General features: G+C 73.4%; 12 protein-coding genes and 1 tRNA gene. 5 read left to right on the top strand and 8 right to left on the bottom strand.

Annotated elements, in window-relative coordinates:
* Positions 1–933 (top strand): RNA-guided endonuclease InsQ/TnpB family protein (locus ACJ6WD_RS33775; protein WP_407617146.1); only part of this gene is annotated, 933 nt, incomplete at its 5' end.
* Between the two features lie 65 nt (positions 934–998).
* On the opposite strand, the gene pth is transcribed toward ACJ6WD_RS33775, so the two are convergent.
* The 5 genes from pth to ACJ6WD_RS33750 all read right to left on the bottom strand — a co-directional run bounded on the left by pth (position 999) and on the right by ACJ6WD_RS33750 (position 5191).
* A complete protein-coding gene (gene pth, locus ACJ6WD_RS33770) occupies positions 999–1589 on the bottom strand; it encodes an aminoacyl-tRNA hydrolase (RefSeq protein ID WP_038519896.1) in 591 nt (196 codons plus the stop codon).
* An 89-nt stretch (positions 1590–1678) separates the two neighbouring features.
* Entirely contained in the window at positions 1679–2263 is a 585-nt protein-coding gene (locus ACJ6WD_RS33765) for a 50S ribosomal protein L25/general stress protein Ctc (protein WP_233661989.1), read from the bottom strand.
* Between the two features lie 189 nt (positions 2264–2452).
* Positions 2453–3427 (bottom strand): ribose-phosphate diphosphokinase, encoded by a 975-nt coding sequence (locus ACJ6WD_RS33760; protein WP_016578947.1) that lies wholly within the window; start codon positions 3425–3427, stop codon positions 2453–2455.
* A 73-nt stretch (positions 3428–3500) separates the two neighbouring features.
* Complete coding sequence (gene glmU, locus ACJ6WD_RS33755) at positions 3501–4988, bottom strand: bifunctional UDP-N-acetylglucosamine diphosphorylase/glucosamine-1-phosphate N-acetyltransferase GlmU (protein WP_331248006.1); 1488 nt, start codon at positions 4986–4988, stop codon at positions 3501–3503.
* 131 nt (positions 4989–5119) lie between these two features.
* Positions 5120–5191: transfer RNA gene (locus ACJ6WD_RS33750), tRNA-Gln, on the bottom strand.
* Between the two features lie 244 nt (positions 5192–5435).
* On the opposite strand from ACJ6WD_RS33750, the gene ACJ6WD_RS33745 reads away from it, so the two are divergent.
* Positions 5436–6905, top strand: a complete 1470-nt coding sequence (locus ACJ6WD_RS33745) for a sensor histidine kinase (RefSeq protein ID WP_407617145.1) — start codon at positions 5436–5438, stop codon at positions 6903–6905.
* A 10-nt stretch (positions 6906–6915) separates the two neighbouring features.
* On the opposite strand, the gene ACJ6WD_RS33740 is transcribed toward ACJ6WD_RS33745, so the two are convergent.
* Both ACJ6WD_RS33740 and ACJ6WD_RS33735 read right to left on the bottom strand, forming a co-directional pair.
* Positions 6916–7476 carry an SUKH-3 domain-containing protein gene (locus ACJ6WD_RS33740; RefSeq protein WP_233661991.1) on the bottom strand — a complete coding sequence of 187 codons (561 nt, stop codon included), beginning with the start codon at positions 7474–7476 and terminating at the stop codon, positions 6916–6918.
* A gap of 8 nt (positions 7477–7484) precedes the next feature.
* On the bottom strand, positions 7485–8018 hold the full coding sequence (locus ACJ6WD_RS33735; RefSeq protein WP_233661992.1) for a YwqJ-related putative deaminase: 534 nt from the start codon (positions 8016–8018) through the stop codon (positions 7485–7487).
* Between the two features lie 434 nt (positions 8019–8452).
* Here ACJ6WD_RS33735 and ACJ6WD_RS33730 point away from each other — a divergent pair, with 434 nt between their 5' ends.
* From ACJ6WD_RS33730 to ACJ6WD_RS33720, 3 genes are all read left to right on the top strand, one after another.
* A complete protein-coding gene (locus tag ACJ6WD_RS33730) occupies positions 8453–9460 on the top strand; it encodes an HNH endonuclease (protein ID WP_037635711.1) in 1008 nt (335 codons plus the stop codon).
* A gap of 5 nt (positions 9461–9465) precedes the next feature.
* On the top strand, positions 9466–12378 hold the full coding sequence (locus ACJ6WD_RS33725) for an SUKH-4 family immunity protein (protein WP_407617144.1): 2913 nt from the start codon (positions 9466–9468) through the stop codon (positions 12376–12378).
* A gap of 578 nt (positions 12379–12956) precedes the next feature.
* Positions 12957–14009: a cellulose-binding protein gene (locus tag ACJ6WD_RS33720; RefSeq protein ID WP_407617143.1), complete on the top strand. Its 1053-nt coding sequence runs from the start codon at positions 12957–12959 to the stop codon at positions 14007–14009.
* Positions 14010–14033: 24 nt separating this feature from the next.
* Here ACJ6WD_RS33720 and ACJ6WD_RS33715 read toward each other — a convergent pair whose 3' ends face one another.
* On the bottom strand, positions 14034–15650 hold the full coding sequence (locus ACJ6WD_RS33715) for an MFS transporter (protein ID WP_376442164.1): 1617 nt from the start codon (positions 15648–15650) through the stop codon (positions 14034–14036).
* Positions 15651–15719: the final 69 nt, after the last annotated feature.

Raw genomic sequence — 15719 nt, 5'->3', positions numbered from 1 at the left:
CGCCCGCGGATGGGGGCGCCCAGGTTCAAGTCCCGCAAGGACAACCGGCAGGCCGTCCGGTTCACCGCGAACGCGCGGTGGAAGATCACCCCCGGCGGGGACCTGTCGTTGCCGAAGATCGGCGACGTGCGGGTGAGGTGGTCCCGCGTCCTGCCGTCTGTGCCGTCCACGGTGACCGTGGTCAAGGACGCGGCAGGCCGGTACTTCGCGAGCTTCATCGTGGGGATCGACCCGGCCGCGGATCTGGACCGGATGCCCGCCACGGATGCGGTCGTTGGTATCGACCTGGGCCTGTCGCACTTCGCGATCCTCTCCGACGGCACAAAGATCGACAACCCCCGCTTCCTGCGCCGGGCAGAGAAGCGGCTCAGGAAGGCGCAGCGGGCTCTCGGTCGGAAGGCGAAGGGGTCGAAGAACAGGGACAAGGCCCGTGTCGAGGTCGCCCGTGCTCATTGCCGGGTGGCCGACGCACGGCGTGAGTTCCACCACCAGCTCTCCACCAAACTGATTCGCGATAACCAAGCTGTCGCGGTGGAGGACCTGGCGGTGAAGGGGCTCGCCCGTACGCGTATGGCCAAGTCCGTGCACGACGCCGGATGGTCGGCGTTCGTCACGATGCTGGAGTACAAGGCTGCCCGGTACGGGCGGTCCTTCCACCGCATCGGACGCTTTGAGCCCACGTCTCAGGTGTGTTCGCAGTGCGGCGTCAAGGACGGCCCCAAGCCGCTGAACGTCCGTGAGTGGGCGTGCGGGGCGTGCGGGGCCGTCCTCGATCGGGATATCAACGCGGCGGTCAACGTCGCCACGGCGGCCGGACTGGCCGTGTCAGCCTGTAGAGCGCGGGTAAGACGGGGACCTCTCCCCGCACAGCGCGAAGAAGCAGGAACCCACCGAGACGGTCAACTGACCGTGGTAGGAATCTCCTCCCGCTAGGGAGGAGAGCGGAAGTCAAAGCGCCAAGGACATGTACCAGCAGTAGCGGCCGACGGGGCCGCCCCTCACGTGTTGTACGTCGACTGCGCCCGCTCCAGGCCCTCCAGGACCAGCGCCTCCACCGCGTCCGCCGCCCGGTCCACGAAGTACGCCAGTTCCTTGCGCTCCGCGGACGAGAAGTCCTTCAGCACGAAGTCGGCCACCGGCATCCGCCCCGGCGGCCGGCCGATCCCGAACCGCACCCGGTGGTACTCCGCGCCCATCGACTTGGTGATCGACTTCAGGCCGTTGTGTCCGTTGTCACCGCCGCCCAGCTTCAACCGCAGCGTGCCGTAGTCGATGTCCAACTCGTCGTGCACGGCGACGATGTTGGCCACCGGGACCTTGAAGAAGTCCCGCAGCGCGGTCGTCGGCCCGCCCGACAGGTTCATGAACGACGACGGCTTGGCCACCACCACCCGACGGTTCGACGGGCCCGGCGGGCCGATGCGTCCCTCCACCACCTGGGCCCGTGCCTTGTGGGCCTTGAAGCGGCCGCCCATCCGCTCCGCCAGCAGGTCCGCCACCATGAACCCCACGTTGTGGCGGTTGCCGGCGTACTCCGGGCCCGGGTTGCCGAGCCCCACGATGAGCCAGGGGCTCGCCGCATCGGTCATGTTCACGTCTCCTCAAAACGACCCAACCGCCGCCCCGGCGCCGTCCGGCACCGCGACAGCGGTTGGGAAGAAAACTACCGCGCGAGGACTCAGCCCTCGGCGCCCTCGCCCTCGGCGGCCTCGGCCGGGGCCTCCGCCTGCGCGGCGACGACCTGCAGCACGGGGGTGTCGCCCTCGACGGTCAGCGACGCGCCGGCCGGCAGCTCGATGTCCTTGGCGAGCACGGTGTGACCGGCGTCCAGGCCCGCGATCGACACGGTGACGGACTCGGGGATGTGGGTCGCCTCGGCCTCGACGGGCAGCGTGTTGAGCAGGTGCTCCAGCAGGTTGCCGCCGGGGGCCAGCTCGCCCTCGGTCTGGATCGGCAGCTCGACGGAGACCTTCTCGCCCTTCTTCACGGCGAGGAAGTCCACGTGCACGAGGAAGCGACGGATCGCCTCGCGCTGCACGGCCTTCGGGATCACCAGCTCGTTGGTGCCCTCGCCCTCAAGGCGGATCAGCGCGTTCGGGGTCTTCAGGGCCATCATCAGCGCGTGGCTGTCGACCGCCACGTGCTTCGGCTCTGCGCCGTGGCCGTAGATGACCGCCGGAACCTTCTCCTCGCGGCGCAGACGGCGCGCGGCGCCCTTGCCGAAGTCGTTCCGGGTCTCGGTGACAAGCTTGATCTCAGCCATGCCAGCTCCTCGTATCTCAAAGTATCTGCGGGGCGTCACCCGGCCCACGACAGACCTGCTACGAAGAGCGCGTCGATAACGGACAGCCACCGCAAAAGGGCGGCCTCCCTCGCCGAGCAACTCGATGAGTCTACCCGGCGAGAAAGGCCGCCCCAAAGTCGATCTAGCCGGCCACCGCCGGCCGCCGGCTCACTGCTCGTCGAACAGGCTCGTCACCGAGCCGTCCTCGAACACCTCGCGGATCGCCCGCGCGACCGTCGGCGCCATCGACAGCACCGTGATCTTGTCGAGCTCCAGCTCCGAAGGCGTCGGCAGCGTGTTGGTGAACACGAACTCGCTGACCTTGGAGTTCTTCAGCCGGTCCGCGGCCGGACCCGACAGCACGCCGTGCGTGGCCGTCACGATCACGTCGGCCGCACCGTTGGCGAACAGGGCCTCGGCCGCCGCGCAGATCGTGCCACCGGTGTCGATCATGTCGTCGACGAGGACGCAGACCCGGCCCTCGACGTCACCGACGACCTCGTGGACGGTGACCTGGTTCGCCACGTCCTTGTCCCGGCGCTTGTGGACGATGGCCAGCGGCGCGCCCAGGCGGTCGCACCAGCGGTCCGCCACCCGCACCCGGCCGGCGTCCGGCGACACCACGGTCAGCTTGTCGCGGTCGACCTTGGCGCCCACGTAGTCCGCCAGCACCGGCAGCGCGAAGAGGTGGTCCACCGGGCCGTCGAAGAAGCCCATGATCTGGTCCGTGTGCAGGTCCACGGTGACGATGCGGTCCGCGCCCGCCGTCTTCATCAGGTCCGCGATCAGGCGCGCCGAGATCGGCTCGCGCCCACGGTGCTTCTTGTCCTGACGCGCGTACCCGTAGAACGGCACGACCACGGTGATGCTGCGGGCCGAGGCCCGCTTCAGCGCATCAATCATGATCAGCTGCTCCATGATCCACTTGTTGATCGGGGCCGTGTGGCTCTGGATCAAGAAGCAGTCCGCGCCGCGCGCCGACTCCTGGTAGCGGACGTAGATCTCGCCATTGGCGAAGTCGAACGCCTTCGTCGGGACCAGGCCCACACCCAGCTGGTGCGCGACCTCCTCGGCAAGCTCGGGGTGGGCGCGGCCGGAGAAGAGCATCAGCTTCTTCTCGCCGGTCGTCTTGATCCCGGTCACAGCAAATCTCCTTGCATCACAGTTTGCGTGCGCTCGTCACCGTACGCCCCGCACGGCGTACCTGTTGGCACAGTCACCGCTCACCCTCGGACTTCCGGTCAGAGCCCTGACCCGACTCCGCTTCCTGGTGGGCGGACGAAGCGGCCTGCGCGGCGGCGCTCCCGGGCCGCTTGCGCGCGACCCAACCCTCGATGTTGCGCTGCTGGCCGCGAGCGACCGCCAGCGAACCCGGGGGCACATCCTTGGTGATGACCGAACCGGCCGCGGTGTACGCGCCGTCCCCGATCGTGACGGGCGCCACGAACATGTTGTCCGAGCCCGTCTTGCAGTGCGAGCCGACCGTCGTGTGGTGCTTGGCCTCGCCGTCGTAGTTCACGAACACGCTGGCCGCACCGATGTTGGTGTACTCACCGATCGTCGCATCCCCCACGTAGGAGAGGTGCGGCACCTTCGTGCCCTCGCCGATCTGCGAGTTCTTCATCTCGACGAACGTGCCGGCCTTCGACTTCAGGCCCAGGGCCGTGCCCGGACGCAGGTACGCGTACGGACCCACCGAGGCGTCCGGTCCGATCTCCGCGCCGTCGGCCACCGTGAACGACACCGACGCCCCCGCACCCACGACGGTGTCCGTCAGCCGCGACTGCGGGCCGACCTCGGACCCCGACGCCACGTGCGTCGCCCCCAGCAGCTGCGTCCCGGGGTGCACCGTGGCGTCCTGCTCGAACGTCACCGACGCGTCCACCCACGTCGACGCCGGGTCGACGACCGTGACGCCCGCGAGCATCGCCCGCTCCAGCAGCCGCGCGTTGAGCAGCCGCCGGGCCTCGGCCAGCTGCACCCGGTTGTTGATCCCGAGGATCTCGCGGTGGTCGCCCGCCACCGCGGCGCCCACCCGGTGTCCGGCGGACCGCAGGATCCCCAGCACGTCCGTGAGGTATTCCTCACCCTGGCTGTTGTCCGTGCGGACCTTGCCCAGCGCCTCGACCAGCAGCCGTGCGTCGAACGCGAACACCCCGGAGTTGATCTCCCGGATGGCCCGCTGGGCCTCGCTCGCGTCCTTGTGCTCGACGATCTCGGTCACCGCGCCGGACTCCTCGTCCCGCACGATCCGTCCGTAGCCCGTCGAGTCGGGCACCTCGGCCGAGAGCACGGTCACGGCGTTCTTGTCCGCGGCGTGCGTCTCGCTGAGCTGGCGCAGCGTCTCGCCGGTCAGCAGGGGGGTGTCGCCGCACACCACGACGACGGTGCCGTCGAGCGTGACGCCGTCGCCGCTGAGCTCTTCGAGCGCGGTGCGGACGGCGTGGCCGGTGCCGTTCTGCTCGTGCTGCACGGCGGTGCGGGTGGCGGGGTCGATCGCGGCGAGGTGCTCGCGCACCTGCTCGCGGGCGTGGCCGACGACCACGACGAGGTGTTCGGGGTCCAGCTCGCGGGATGCGGCGACGACGTGGCCGACGAGGGATCGGCCGCAGATCGCGTGCAGGACCTTGGGGGTCGTCGACTTCATGCGGGTTCCCTCACCCGCTGCGAGAACGACGACGGCGGCCGGGCGGTTGGCGCTCACGGGATGCCCTTCGGCTTCTTGGCTACTTCGGGTGGTGGTCATCCGAAGGATACCGGGGCGTTTTGCGAAGGAAACGAGGGCGGGTCCTGACCGTGTGGTCAGGACCCGGACGTCGCGATGTGGTGACTGTGCTCCCCCGCCAGGACTCGAACCCGGACTTAAGGTACCAAAAACCTCAGTGCTGCCTATTACACCACAGGGGAGTGTAAAGCAAGCTAAACCGGACATTCCGTCAGGCTGGCCGCTCGACACCCAACACTATGCCGTACCACCGGCCTTCGACGCGACGGTATGGATCACTGCCTTGCGAAACCCGAACGACGGGGCGCCGCCGCGGGGCCCGGCGGTCGGGTGCGCACCCTCACCGAACGTAAGGCGCGGTAACGGGCCGGATGCGGGCCGGGAGGAGGCCGGGGAAGCGGTGCCGGCGCCCGTACGCTGGTCGGTATGACCGCATCGGGGGCAAGTGAGAGCGTGGCCGCGCGAGGCAGACCGGGGGGCGGTCCCTGGTGGTGGACACGACGGCGCAGCGCCGTGTTGGACGTGCTGCTCGCGCTGGCGTCCATGGCGGAGTGCATGGCCGAGGGCATCCCGTTCGCGCACTCGTCGGGCATCCCGACGGTGGCCGGGATGCTGTTCGGCCTGGTGGCCGGGTCGATGCTGCTGGTGCGCCGGCGCTGGCCGGTCGCGGTGGTGCTGACCTCGATCGCGGTGATGCCCACGGAGATGGGCGGGCTGCTGAGCGTCGTCGGCCTGTACACGCTCGCGGCGTCCGACGTGCCGCGGCGGATCATAGGGCTGCTGGCGGGGATGACCGTGGTCGGCACCGTGGTGACGACCTTCTTCAGCATGCGGCAGGACGTGGCGGCCGAGCCGGACTTCCACCCGCCGTCCTGGTTCGTGATCGTGATGGCGCTCGCGGTGGGCGTGGTGCTGACGGCCCCGCCGGTGCTGTGGGGGCTCTACGTCGGTGCGCGGCGGCGGCTGGTGGAGAGCCTGCGCGAGCGGGCGGACGGCCTGGAACGGGAGCTGTCGCTGCTGGCGGACCGCGCCGAGGAACGGGCCGAGTGGGCCCGCAACGAGGAACGGACGCGGATCGCCCGGGAGATGCACGACGTCGTGGCGCACCGGGTGAGCCTGATGGTGGTGCACGCGGCGGCGTTGCAGGCGGTGGCCCTGAAGGACCCGGAGAAGGCGTCGCGGAACGCGGCCCTGGTCGGGGACATGGGCCGGCAGGCGCTGACCGAACTGCGGGAGATGCTGGGGGTGCTGCGCACGGCGGAGGGGGCCGGGGTGCGGGGCCCGGCGGGTTCGGACGAGCCGGAGCGACTGGCGGCCGTGGCGTCACGGGTGTCGCGCAAGACCGCGGAGGACCCCGCGGCGGAATCCGGGCGGTCGCCGTCGGACGCGCTCGCGGGACCGGCCGGGGCGCCGGTGGGCGGCGCGGAACCGGACGGCGACGGGCCGTGCCTGACGGAGCTGGGGGAGCTGGTCGAGCAGTCCCGGGCGGCCGGGATGGCGGTGGAGTTCTCGGTGCAGGACGGCGCGGAGGCGGCGGCGCAGTCCCCCGCGGCGGACGCCCACGGGCGCCGGTACGCGGCCCGGGTGGAGCAGACCGTGTACCGGGTGGTGCAGGAGGCGCTCACCAACGTGCACAAGCACGCGCCCGGGGCGCGGGCGCGGGTGCGCCTGGCGCACCGGACCGGCGAGGTCGCGGTGCAGGTGGAGAACGGCCCGTCGGCGCGGGGCGCGACCGACGCCGGGCTGCCGAGCGGGGGCAACGGCCTGGTGGGGATGCGGGAGCGGGTGACGGCCCTGGGCGGCGCGTTCGTGTCCGGCCCGACCGACGCCGGCGGCTTCCGGGTGTCGGCCGTGGTGCCGGTGGTCCAGGTGCGCGCCGCGGGCGCGGCGGGCTGAGGCCGCGCCGTCAGTCGCCGGAGACGGTGAGGCGGCTGGGGCGGGTGCCGAGGATGAGGGTGCCGAGGGCCTGGTCGAGGTCGTGCCCGAGGTACCAGTCGCCGGTGTGGTCGAGGCTGTAGATCCGGCCCTCGGTGTCGATGGCGAGGGCGGCCTGCGGGTACGTGGTGCCGCGGGTCGACTTGGTGTCGGGGAGCTGCTCCTGCCCGAGCGGGGCGACGTCGGTGTCCAGGGCGCGGCCGAGGTCGCCGAGGGTCCGGGCGAGGTGGAGGCCGAGCAGCGGGTCGATGACGAACGGGGTCGGCGCGATGTGGCGGCCGGGGCCGGGACCGGCGATGGACAGGCCCCCGAACTCGGCCCAGGCTTCGACGGCGGCCGGGAAGACCGTGTGGCGGTGGCCGCCGGGCGAGGCGTGCGTGCGCAGGGCGTCGGCCCAGCGTTCGGCCTGCTGTATGTCCCAGCGGCCCGGTTCCCACCCGGCGTTGTGCAGCGCGATGTCGACGGCGGCGGGGAAGCGGGTCGACCCGGGGTCCTCGGGGGCCGGGGTGTGCGGGGTGGGGGTGGGCGGCATGGTGGCGGTCAGCTCCCTTGGGGCGTCGTGGCCCCGATGGGCATGACGCCGAAGTGGGCGAGGAGCGCGTCGCAGGAGCGGCAGGGGGGTGCGTAGCTGCCGTGCTGGGGGTCGCCGTCCTCGCGGATGTGACGTGCGGTGATCTTGGAGTGTTTCAGGGAGCGGCGGGCTTCGCCGTTGGTGAGGGGCTTGCGGGAGGCGCGCTTGCCGCGGTTGCTCTCGACGGCGGTCAGGTGGCGGGAGAGCAGGACCGCCTCCGGGCAGCGACCGGTGAAGCGGTCGCGTTGCGCGGTGGTGAGGGTGTCGAGGAAGTCCTGTACGAGCGGGTGCAGGGTCGGGGGCTGTTCCGCCTTGCTCGCCGTGCAGGTCAGGGTTTGTCCGCGTACGGACAGCGCGGCGCCGATGGTGGGGAGGATGCCGTCGCGGCGGTGATGGAGGTCGGGCGCGCGGTCCGCGTCGGCGGTGCCGCTCCAGCCGATGCGGGGGTCGCCGGCGGCGCGGGGGTCGCCCGTGGCCGTCGTGTGGTGTGCGGTGGTGCTCATGGTGGTGCTTCCCTCCCTGCAATCCCCCCGGTTGCGGAGGTCAGATTGCCAAATGTGCTGGGTGTTGCGGTAGTCGGACGCGCTGTCGGGGATGTCACTGACGTGTGACGGTCCGTCGGTTGTCCGGTAACGGGGCTGGTCGGCGGGGTGTGGGCGGGGGGCTCCGCGGGGTGCGGGACGGAGGGTGACGCGGGTGTGGCGTGGGGCTGACGCGTGGTGCGGGTGCGTCGCGGGGGCCGGATGTGGCGCGGGCGCCGTACAAGGGGAGGCACCATCCGGCCGGGGCGGGGCGCGCGCGGCCACGCCACCGTCCGACGGCACCGCCGAGCGGCCGGTCCGGCGACGGGTGGAAGGGCGGGACGGGGGCGGTGGAGGGTGTTGCGGCACCACATAGGCTGTGCCCCAAAGCCAGCTTCAGCCAGGGGGCAACCGCGATGACGACAGGTCGGCAAGGGCTGGGGGCGCATCCCGGCCTCCAGGCCCAAGGACGTCCCGTGCCACCGAACTCGGCCTACGCCGGGCAGGTCGTGCATTTCCCGGATCCGGTGCGCGCCGCGCGCCATCCGGCCGGGGTGCGGATGGACGGGAACGGCTTCCCGGACTTCTCGCCGTACGCCCGGGCCGCCGCGGAGATCGCCGAGCCGCCCGAGGGCTTCGGCGTCGACGAGCTGCGGCTGACGGACTTCGTGTCGGCGAACGCGGCGCTGCACGCCCAGGGCCACGAACTGTGGATAGACGTGCCGGCGGTGGCCACCCCGCACGGCTGGACCTGGCACCACGTGGCGGGGACCCGGCGGATGGAACTGGTCCCGGTCGAGGTGAAGGCGTTGCTGCGGCACCACGCGGGGCTGGCGACGACGGCGGTGGCGCACGACAAGCGCGGGACGCGGCCCTTGCAGGAGACGCGTCCGGTGCACTTCGGACTGCCGCGGCGGGAACTGGCGGTCGGCGAGGAGCAGCTGGTCCAGGCCGAGGAGGCGCTGGGCTACCGGCTGCCCGGGGCGTACCGGTCGTTCCTGAAGGCGGCCGGCGGGTGCGCCCCGGTGGGCGCGGCCCTCGACGCGGAACTGGGACTCCTGGTCGACCAGCCGTTCTTCACGGTGCTGGACGACGCCGCCGTCAACGACCTCGTCTACGTGAACAAGTGCCTGCGCGACCACTTCACCAAGGACTACCTGGGCGTGGCGTTCGCACAGGGCGGGGTGATCGCGGTGAAGGTCCGCGGCGAGGCGCCGGGCTCGGTGTGGTTCTGCCCGTACGACGACGCCCGCGATCAGGACGGGTGGTCGGTGCAGGAACGGGTGGAGCGGCTGATGCTGCCGTGCGGTGCGGATTTCGACGACTTCCTCCTGCGGCTGGCGGGCAACCCGCCGGAGCTGGAGACGGTGGCGAACCTGATGGTGGACGGCGGCTTCGCGTACGCCGTACCGGTGGGGGGCTGAGCTCAGTGGTGACGTTCGCGCAGGCGCAGGAGCGCGCCGAGCAGTGGGTGAACGGCGAGGTCGCGTCGGAGTTCCACCGCGAGGTGCGGGTGCGGGAGTTCGCGCTCGGCTTCGTGGCGTGGGCGGAGGACCGCGACGGCGGCCAGGTCGCCGACGGCGGCCGCAGCCGACTGGTGATCGCCCGGGACAGCGGGGAGACCACGCTGTGGCCGGGGCTGCCGGTGGGCGAGGTGATCCGCCGCTACGAGGAGGAGTACGGCGCGGCGGCGGAGGCCGGTTACGGTGCGGCCGAGCCGCCGCAGCGGATCGACCTGGAGGCCACGTCGTTCCTGCTGACACCGCCGGAGTGGTTGCAGGAGGCGGCCGACACGATCGGGATCGGCGGCCGGAAGCCGGCCGACGGCGGGACGCAGTCCGGGGCCGAACCCGGGGCCGCCGCCAGGGCTGCGGCGGAGGCGGGTTCCGCGGGAGAGACCGGAACTGCCGCTTCCACCCCGCCCGCCGACCCTTCCCCTTCCCCTTCCACCGCTCCTTCCTCTCCTTCGTCTCTTTCCTCTCTTTCCTCTTCCACGGGCACCGCCGAGGACGCCTGGGCCGACGTCAACGTGAACGCGGGGTCGGCGCCCGCCGACGCTCCGCCGCCGGCCGCGCCCCCGGATTCCCCCGCCCCGAGCTCCGCGCCGTCCCCGTCCGGGGCGGCCGCGGTGGACGACACCCCGTGGGCCGCCGCCGACACCACCGCGGGCGGGGACGACGCGGACCGTTCGGTGGCGCCGCCGCAGACGGTGTTCGCGCCGCCGCTCGCCGGCTCCGACGACGAGGACACCCCGTCGACGCCGCGGGTGCGGCCCGACGCGAAGACCGAACTCCTGCATGGCGGCAGCCAGTTGCCGCGTACCAAGCTCTCGCCCGCGCTGCCCCCGCCGGCGCCCGACGTGCCCGGCCGGACCGGCACCGGCGGCACCGGTGGCCCGCCGCCGATGCCATCCGCACCGCCGCCGATGCCGCCCGCCCCACCGGCCCCGCCCGCACCGTCCACGACGCCGGCCGCGCTGCGCGACCTGCCGCCGCCGACCGGCACGCCGATCGCCGACGTACCGCCGCCGCCCGGCGCGCACGCCGCGGCGACGATGCCGGCGGACGGTTCCGCGCTGCCCGGAAACGCCCCGGCGGCGTCCGGGGCGGCTGCCACCGCCGGGGCCCAGGAGACGGACGGGCGCCCCGGTGACGGCCCGGCGTCCCCGGGCCCGGGCGCGACCGGTGCGCCGGCCGGCGGTTACGTGCCGACCCAGCTGGTGTCCCAACTGGACGCGTCCGAACTGGACTTGAGCGCGGTCGACGGCCCGGGCGGAGCGGCTGGTGCCGGCGGTCCCGGTGCCGAGGGTTCCGGTGCGGGTGGTCGCGGGGGCGGGGTGCACGCCGCGGCGACGATGCTCGCGGACGGCGCGGCCCTCCAGGCCGCCGCGCCCGGTCCGGGCGGCGCGACCGGCAGCCCCGGTGGCCCCGGCGGTGCCGGCGTTCCCGGCATGCCGCCCCCGCCGCCGCCCGGCCCGTTGGGCACGCCGAAGCCCTCGGGCGGCAAGCCCGCCGGTGCAGCGGGCGGCACCGCGCCCGGTGGCCAGGACGGTCCGCCTCCGCCGCTCCCGCCGCCGCCCGCTCCGCAGGCCGGTGCCGGCGGTGGGGTGCACGCCGCGGCGACGATGCTCGCGGACGGTGCCGCGCTGTCCGTGACCCCGGGCGGGCCGCCCGCCGCCGGCCCCGGCATGCCACCGGGTCCGCCGATGGCCCCGCCGGCGCCGCCCGGCCCGCAGTCCGGTCCGCCCGGAATGCCGGGGCCGGGTGTGCCGGGTCCCGGTGGGCAGGGGGCTCCCGGCGGACAGGGCGGGCAGGGTGCGTCCGGTGCGTACGGCTACCCGCCGGCGCCCAGCGGTCAGCCGACCGTCGGCCCCGGCTACATGGCGGTCCTGAGCTACCGCGCCCCGGACGGCAGCGAGCAGAAGATCGTGCGCCGCTCGGCGCCGGGCACGCCGCACCCGGAGTGGCAACTGCTGCACGAGCTGCGCGCGATGAACGTCCCGCCGCAGCAGGTGGTGGAGCTCCACACCGAGCTGGAGTGCTGCGATCTGCCCGGTGGCTACTGCGCCCGGATGATCCGGGAGACCTGGCCGCAGGTGCGGATCAGCCACACCGCCGCGTACGGCAAGGACCACGCGTCGCGGCAGCAGGGCGTCCGGCACCTGATCGAGCATCAGGGCGAACTGCACCAGGTCGCCGACGGGCCGGCGCGGCCCGCGCCGGTGCGGGCGCCGCTGCCGCACCCCTCGCAGGTCCAGCCGGTGCCGCCGGCGCCGCCGCAGGCGATCGGGCACGAACTGGAGCAGGCGTTCGGGCCCCAGGGGGTCTTCCGTTTCGACCAACGGGCGGTCTCCCGGCAGGGCGTGCCGGACGTCGTCGCGCAGACCCTGGTCTGGGCCGGGTTGCCGGTCGACTTCGGGCCGTTCTTCTGGGCGCAGGCGCAGCCGGGGCGTCCGGTGCCGACGCTGGCGGAGCTGGCGATGGAACGACGGGTGCAGCCGTCGCCGGACGCCGGTTCGTACCTGGTGATGGGCAACGACTTCGGGCGCCAGCTGTGCGTCCAGTACGGGACCGCGCACATCGTGGCCGTCCCGCTGGAGGCAGGGCCCGGCGGGCAGTCCGTCGCGCCGCAGTTCGTGAACAGCGGGCTGCCGGAGTTCGTGCGGTGCCTGGCGATGCTGGGGCGGATGTGGCGCCTGCGGTACGGGCTGACGCCCGACCAGGCCGGCCGGTGGACGGTGGACTTCCAGGCGCAGCTGGTGGCGTTGGACCCGCCGGCGCTGGGGTCGCCGGAGACGTGGTGGTCGGTCCTGCTGGAACAGATGTGGGACGGGTTGTTGTAGGGGGCGGCGGCGCGCGGCGCGGTTGCGGAGGCCGGCGCGCTCGCGCGGGCGGTCCGTAGCCGCGCCGCGCCGTTTGCGCGGCGCACCGCACGGGCCGGTGCGCCGCGGATGGTTGAGGCGCGCCCGCCCGCCCCGGCCCTGCGCTGACCTTCCGGCCCCCGTGGCCCTCGGCCGCCAGGGGCGCGGCCCCTCCCGCGGCGCCGTCGTCGACGGGCCGCGGCCGCGCCGTCCCGTTGCCGCACCGGTCGGTCCGTGCGCCGTGACGGTGAACTCGGCCTGGCGATCCTCCGGGTCCGCGGAGCCCCTCGGAACGCCCGGACGGCCGGCGGAACCGGGGCGCCGTACGGGCGGCGCGGCGGCGCTCGGGGCACCTCGACAACGTGGGAGGCGGCAAAACCCCCTCGCGGGCGAAGATCCAATTCCGGCTTCTGGTGGCAAATGGCGCATCCTTGTGGGAAGGAATGGGCGGAGTGTCGCGATGAGGCCGCTTCGGGTCGATCCAGAAAGATGTGCGCGGGACTGTGCGGAAGCTTGCGGGTTCGCGCCACTGCTGTGCGCAGCGGAGAGGGGCTTGAGGGATGAGTACTTCGGTTTCGCCTCACGGGTTCGAGACCGTACGAGGGCGCGGCTATCGGCCGGAGGACGTGGACCGGCGCGTCGAGGGGCTCTCGATCGACCGCGACTCCTGCTGGGAGCGGGCCGCCCGGCTGACGGTCCTGGCCAACGAGATGGAAGCCGAACTCGACGAACTACAGGGCTACGTCGCCCAGTTGCCGGAGCAGACGTACGAGTCCCTCGGCGAGCAGGCACGGCTGATCCTGACGACGGCGGAGTCCGAGGCGGTGCGGCTGCTGACCGGGGCGGAGGCGGAAGCGGAGCAGGCGCACGACGACGCGGCCGACTTCGCGCAGCAGGTCCACGACGCGGCGGACGAGGCGGCGCAGCGGCTGCGTGCGGAGGCGGCGGAGGACGCGCGCCATACGGAGAAGGCCGCGACCGACGAGGCGGCGGAGCTCGTGACGGACGCCGGCCAGGAGGCCGAGCAGGTGCGGGCCGAGGCGGCGGAGGAACTGGCGGAGACCCGGCGGCGCACCGAGCGGCTGCTCAAGGACCAGGAGGCCCGGCACGCCGAGGAGTGGGAAGCCCTGGAGCGGGAGCTGGCGCGGCTGGAGAACGAGATGGACCAGCGGGTCGCCGAGTTGGACGCCCACGGGGAAGCGGTGATGGCCGAGCGGCGGCGGCTGACGGCGGAGACCGAGGAGTCCGCGCGGCACCGGCTGGAGGACGCCGACGCCCGGGCGGCGGAGCTGCTGGCGCAGGCCAAGGTCGAGCTGGAGCGGATCGAGCGGACGACCGAGCGGGTCGTGCGGGAGCACGACGAGGCGCGCGAGGAGGTCCGGGTGCACATGACGCACGTGCGGAACAGCCTGGCGGCGTTGACGGGGAAGGACCCGGCGGAGTTCCCCGGTTCGGGCGCGGGCGCCGGGTCGCCGGCGCCCGGGACGACGACGAGTACGAGTACGGGTGCGGCTGCGGAGCCGGAGCCGGAGCCGGAGCGGGAGCCGGACGCCCAGGAGACGCGGGGGACGGAGCTGCCGCGGGCGGACCGGGGCGGTCAGGGCCGGCGCTAGGGCACGGTCCGTGCGCCGTGGCGGTCAACTGGCGGACGGGGTGCTCGCGCCGCCGTTCCGGCCGGTGTCCCCGAGGGGGCCGGGGTCCCCGGGCGCGACGCCCCCGGAGGCGACCGCGTCGCCGATCGTGCCTGCCGCGGTGGCGTCTGGCGAGGTCTCGGCGGGTGGCGCCGGATGGGCGTCCGGGTGGACGGGGAAGCGGCGGGGGGCCAGGACCAGGACGCTGAGGAAGGCCAGGGCGGCGGCGGCCGCGGCGCCGAGGTAGACGTGTTCGACGGTGGTGTCGACGGCGCGTCGGAGGTAGTCGACGGTGCCGGTGGCGAGCGTGCCGGCGTGTTGCAGGGCGCGGGAGACGCCGTCGAGGTCGTGCGGGAGGCCGGCGCGGATGGCCGCCGGGGCGTGGGTGAGGCGGTCGCTGAGGGTCGCGTTGGCGACGGCGCCGAAGAGGGCCGCGCCGAGGGACTGGCCGACCTGGCGGCAGAAGAGGATCGAGGCGGTGGCGGTGCCGCGTTCGGCGTAGCCCACGGACGACTGGACGCCGATGATCAGCGGGAGTTGGAAGAGGCCGAGCGTGGCCCCCAGGGCGAGCATGACCAGGGCGGGCTGCCAGGCGGCGCCGGGATAGGGGAGCAGGGGGAAGACGAGCAGGACGAGGGCCGCGCCGCCGATGCCGAGGAGGGCGCAGTTGCGGATGCCGACGCGGTTGTAGACGCGGCTGCTGAAGGCGGCGGATATCGGCCAGCTCAGGGTCATCACGGACAGCACGAAGCCGGCGGCGATCGGGCCGAGGCCGAGGACGGCCTGGGCGTAGGTGGGCAGGAAGACCGTCGGGGCGACCATCAGCAGGCCCAGGGCGCCCAGCGCGAGGTTGACGGCGGAGATGGTGCGGCGGCGCCAGACCCAGCCGGGGATGACCGGTTCGGCGGCGCGGCGTTCGATCAGGACGGTGGCGAGGGTGGCCAGGGCGCTGCCCGCGAACAGCAGGAGGGACGGGAGGGAGAGCCACGGCCAGGCGGTGCCGCCTTGGACGAGGGCGGTGAGCAGCAGGCCGCCGGCGGCGAAGACGGCGAGCGCGCCGGGCCAGTCGACGCGGGTGCGGGCGCCGGCGGCCGGCCGGTCGCGGTGGGCGTCGTGGAAGTGGCGGACGATCAGCCAGAGGGCGAGCGCCCCGACCGGCAGGTTGATCAGGAAGATCCAGCGCCAGTCGCCGTAGGTGGTGAGCAGCCCGCCCAGTGCGGGGCCGGCGACCGCCGAGGTGGCCCAGACGCTGGAGAGCTTGGCCTGGATCTTGGGGCGTTCCTTCATCGGGTAGAGGTCGGCGGCGATGGTCTGGACGGTGCCTTGGAGGGCGCCGCCGCCCAGCCCCTGGAGGACGCGGAAGGCGATCAGCGAGCCCATGTTCCAGGCGCCGGCGCAGGCCAGGGAGCCGATGAGGAACAGCACGATGCCGGTGAGCAGGATCGGCTTGCGGCCGTAGGTGTCGGAGAGCTTGCCGTAGACGGGGAGGGTGACGGTGACGGCGAGCAGGTAGCCGGAGAAGAGCCAGGAGAAGACGGCGAAGCCGCCGAGGTCGCCGACGATCTGGGGGACGGCGGTGGCGATGATCGTCGAGTCGAGGGCGGCCAGGGCCATGCCGAGCATCAGGGCGGCGACGACCGGGCCGCGGCGGGCGGCGGCCGGGCCGTCGGGTGGCTGGTTCCCGGTGCCGTT

It is taken from the genome of Streptomyces sp. VTCC 41912 (assembly GCF_045799175.1).
GTDB lineage: Bacteria > Actinomycetota > Actinomycetes > Streptomycetales > Streptomycetaceae > Streptomyces > Streptomyces albulus_C.
Note: the sequence above shows the minus strand (reverse complement) of the source record. Positions and strands in the feature narration are given on the sequence as shown.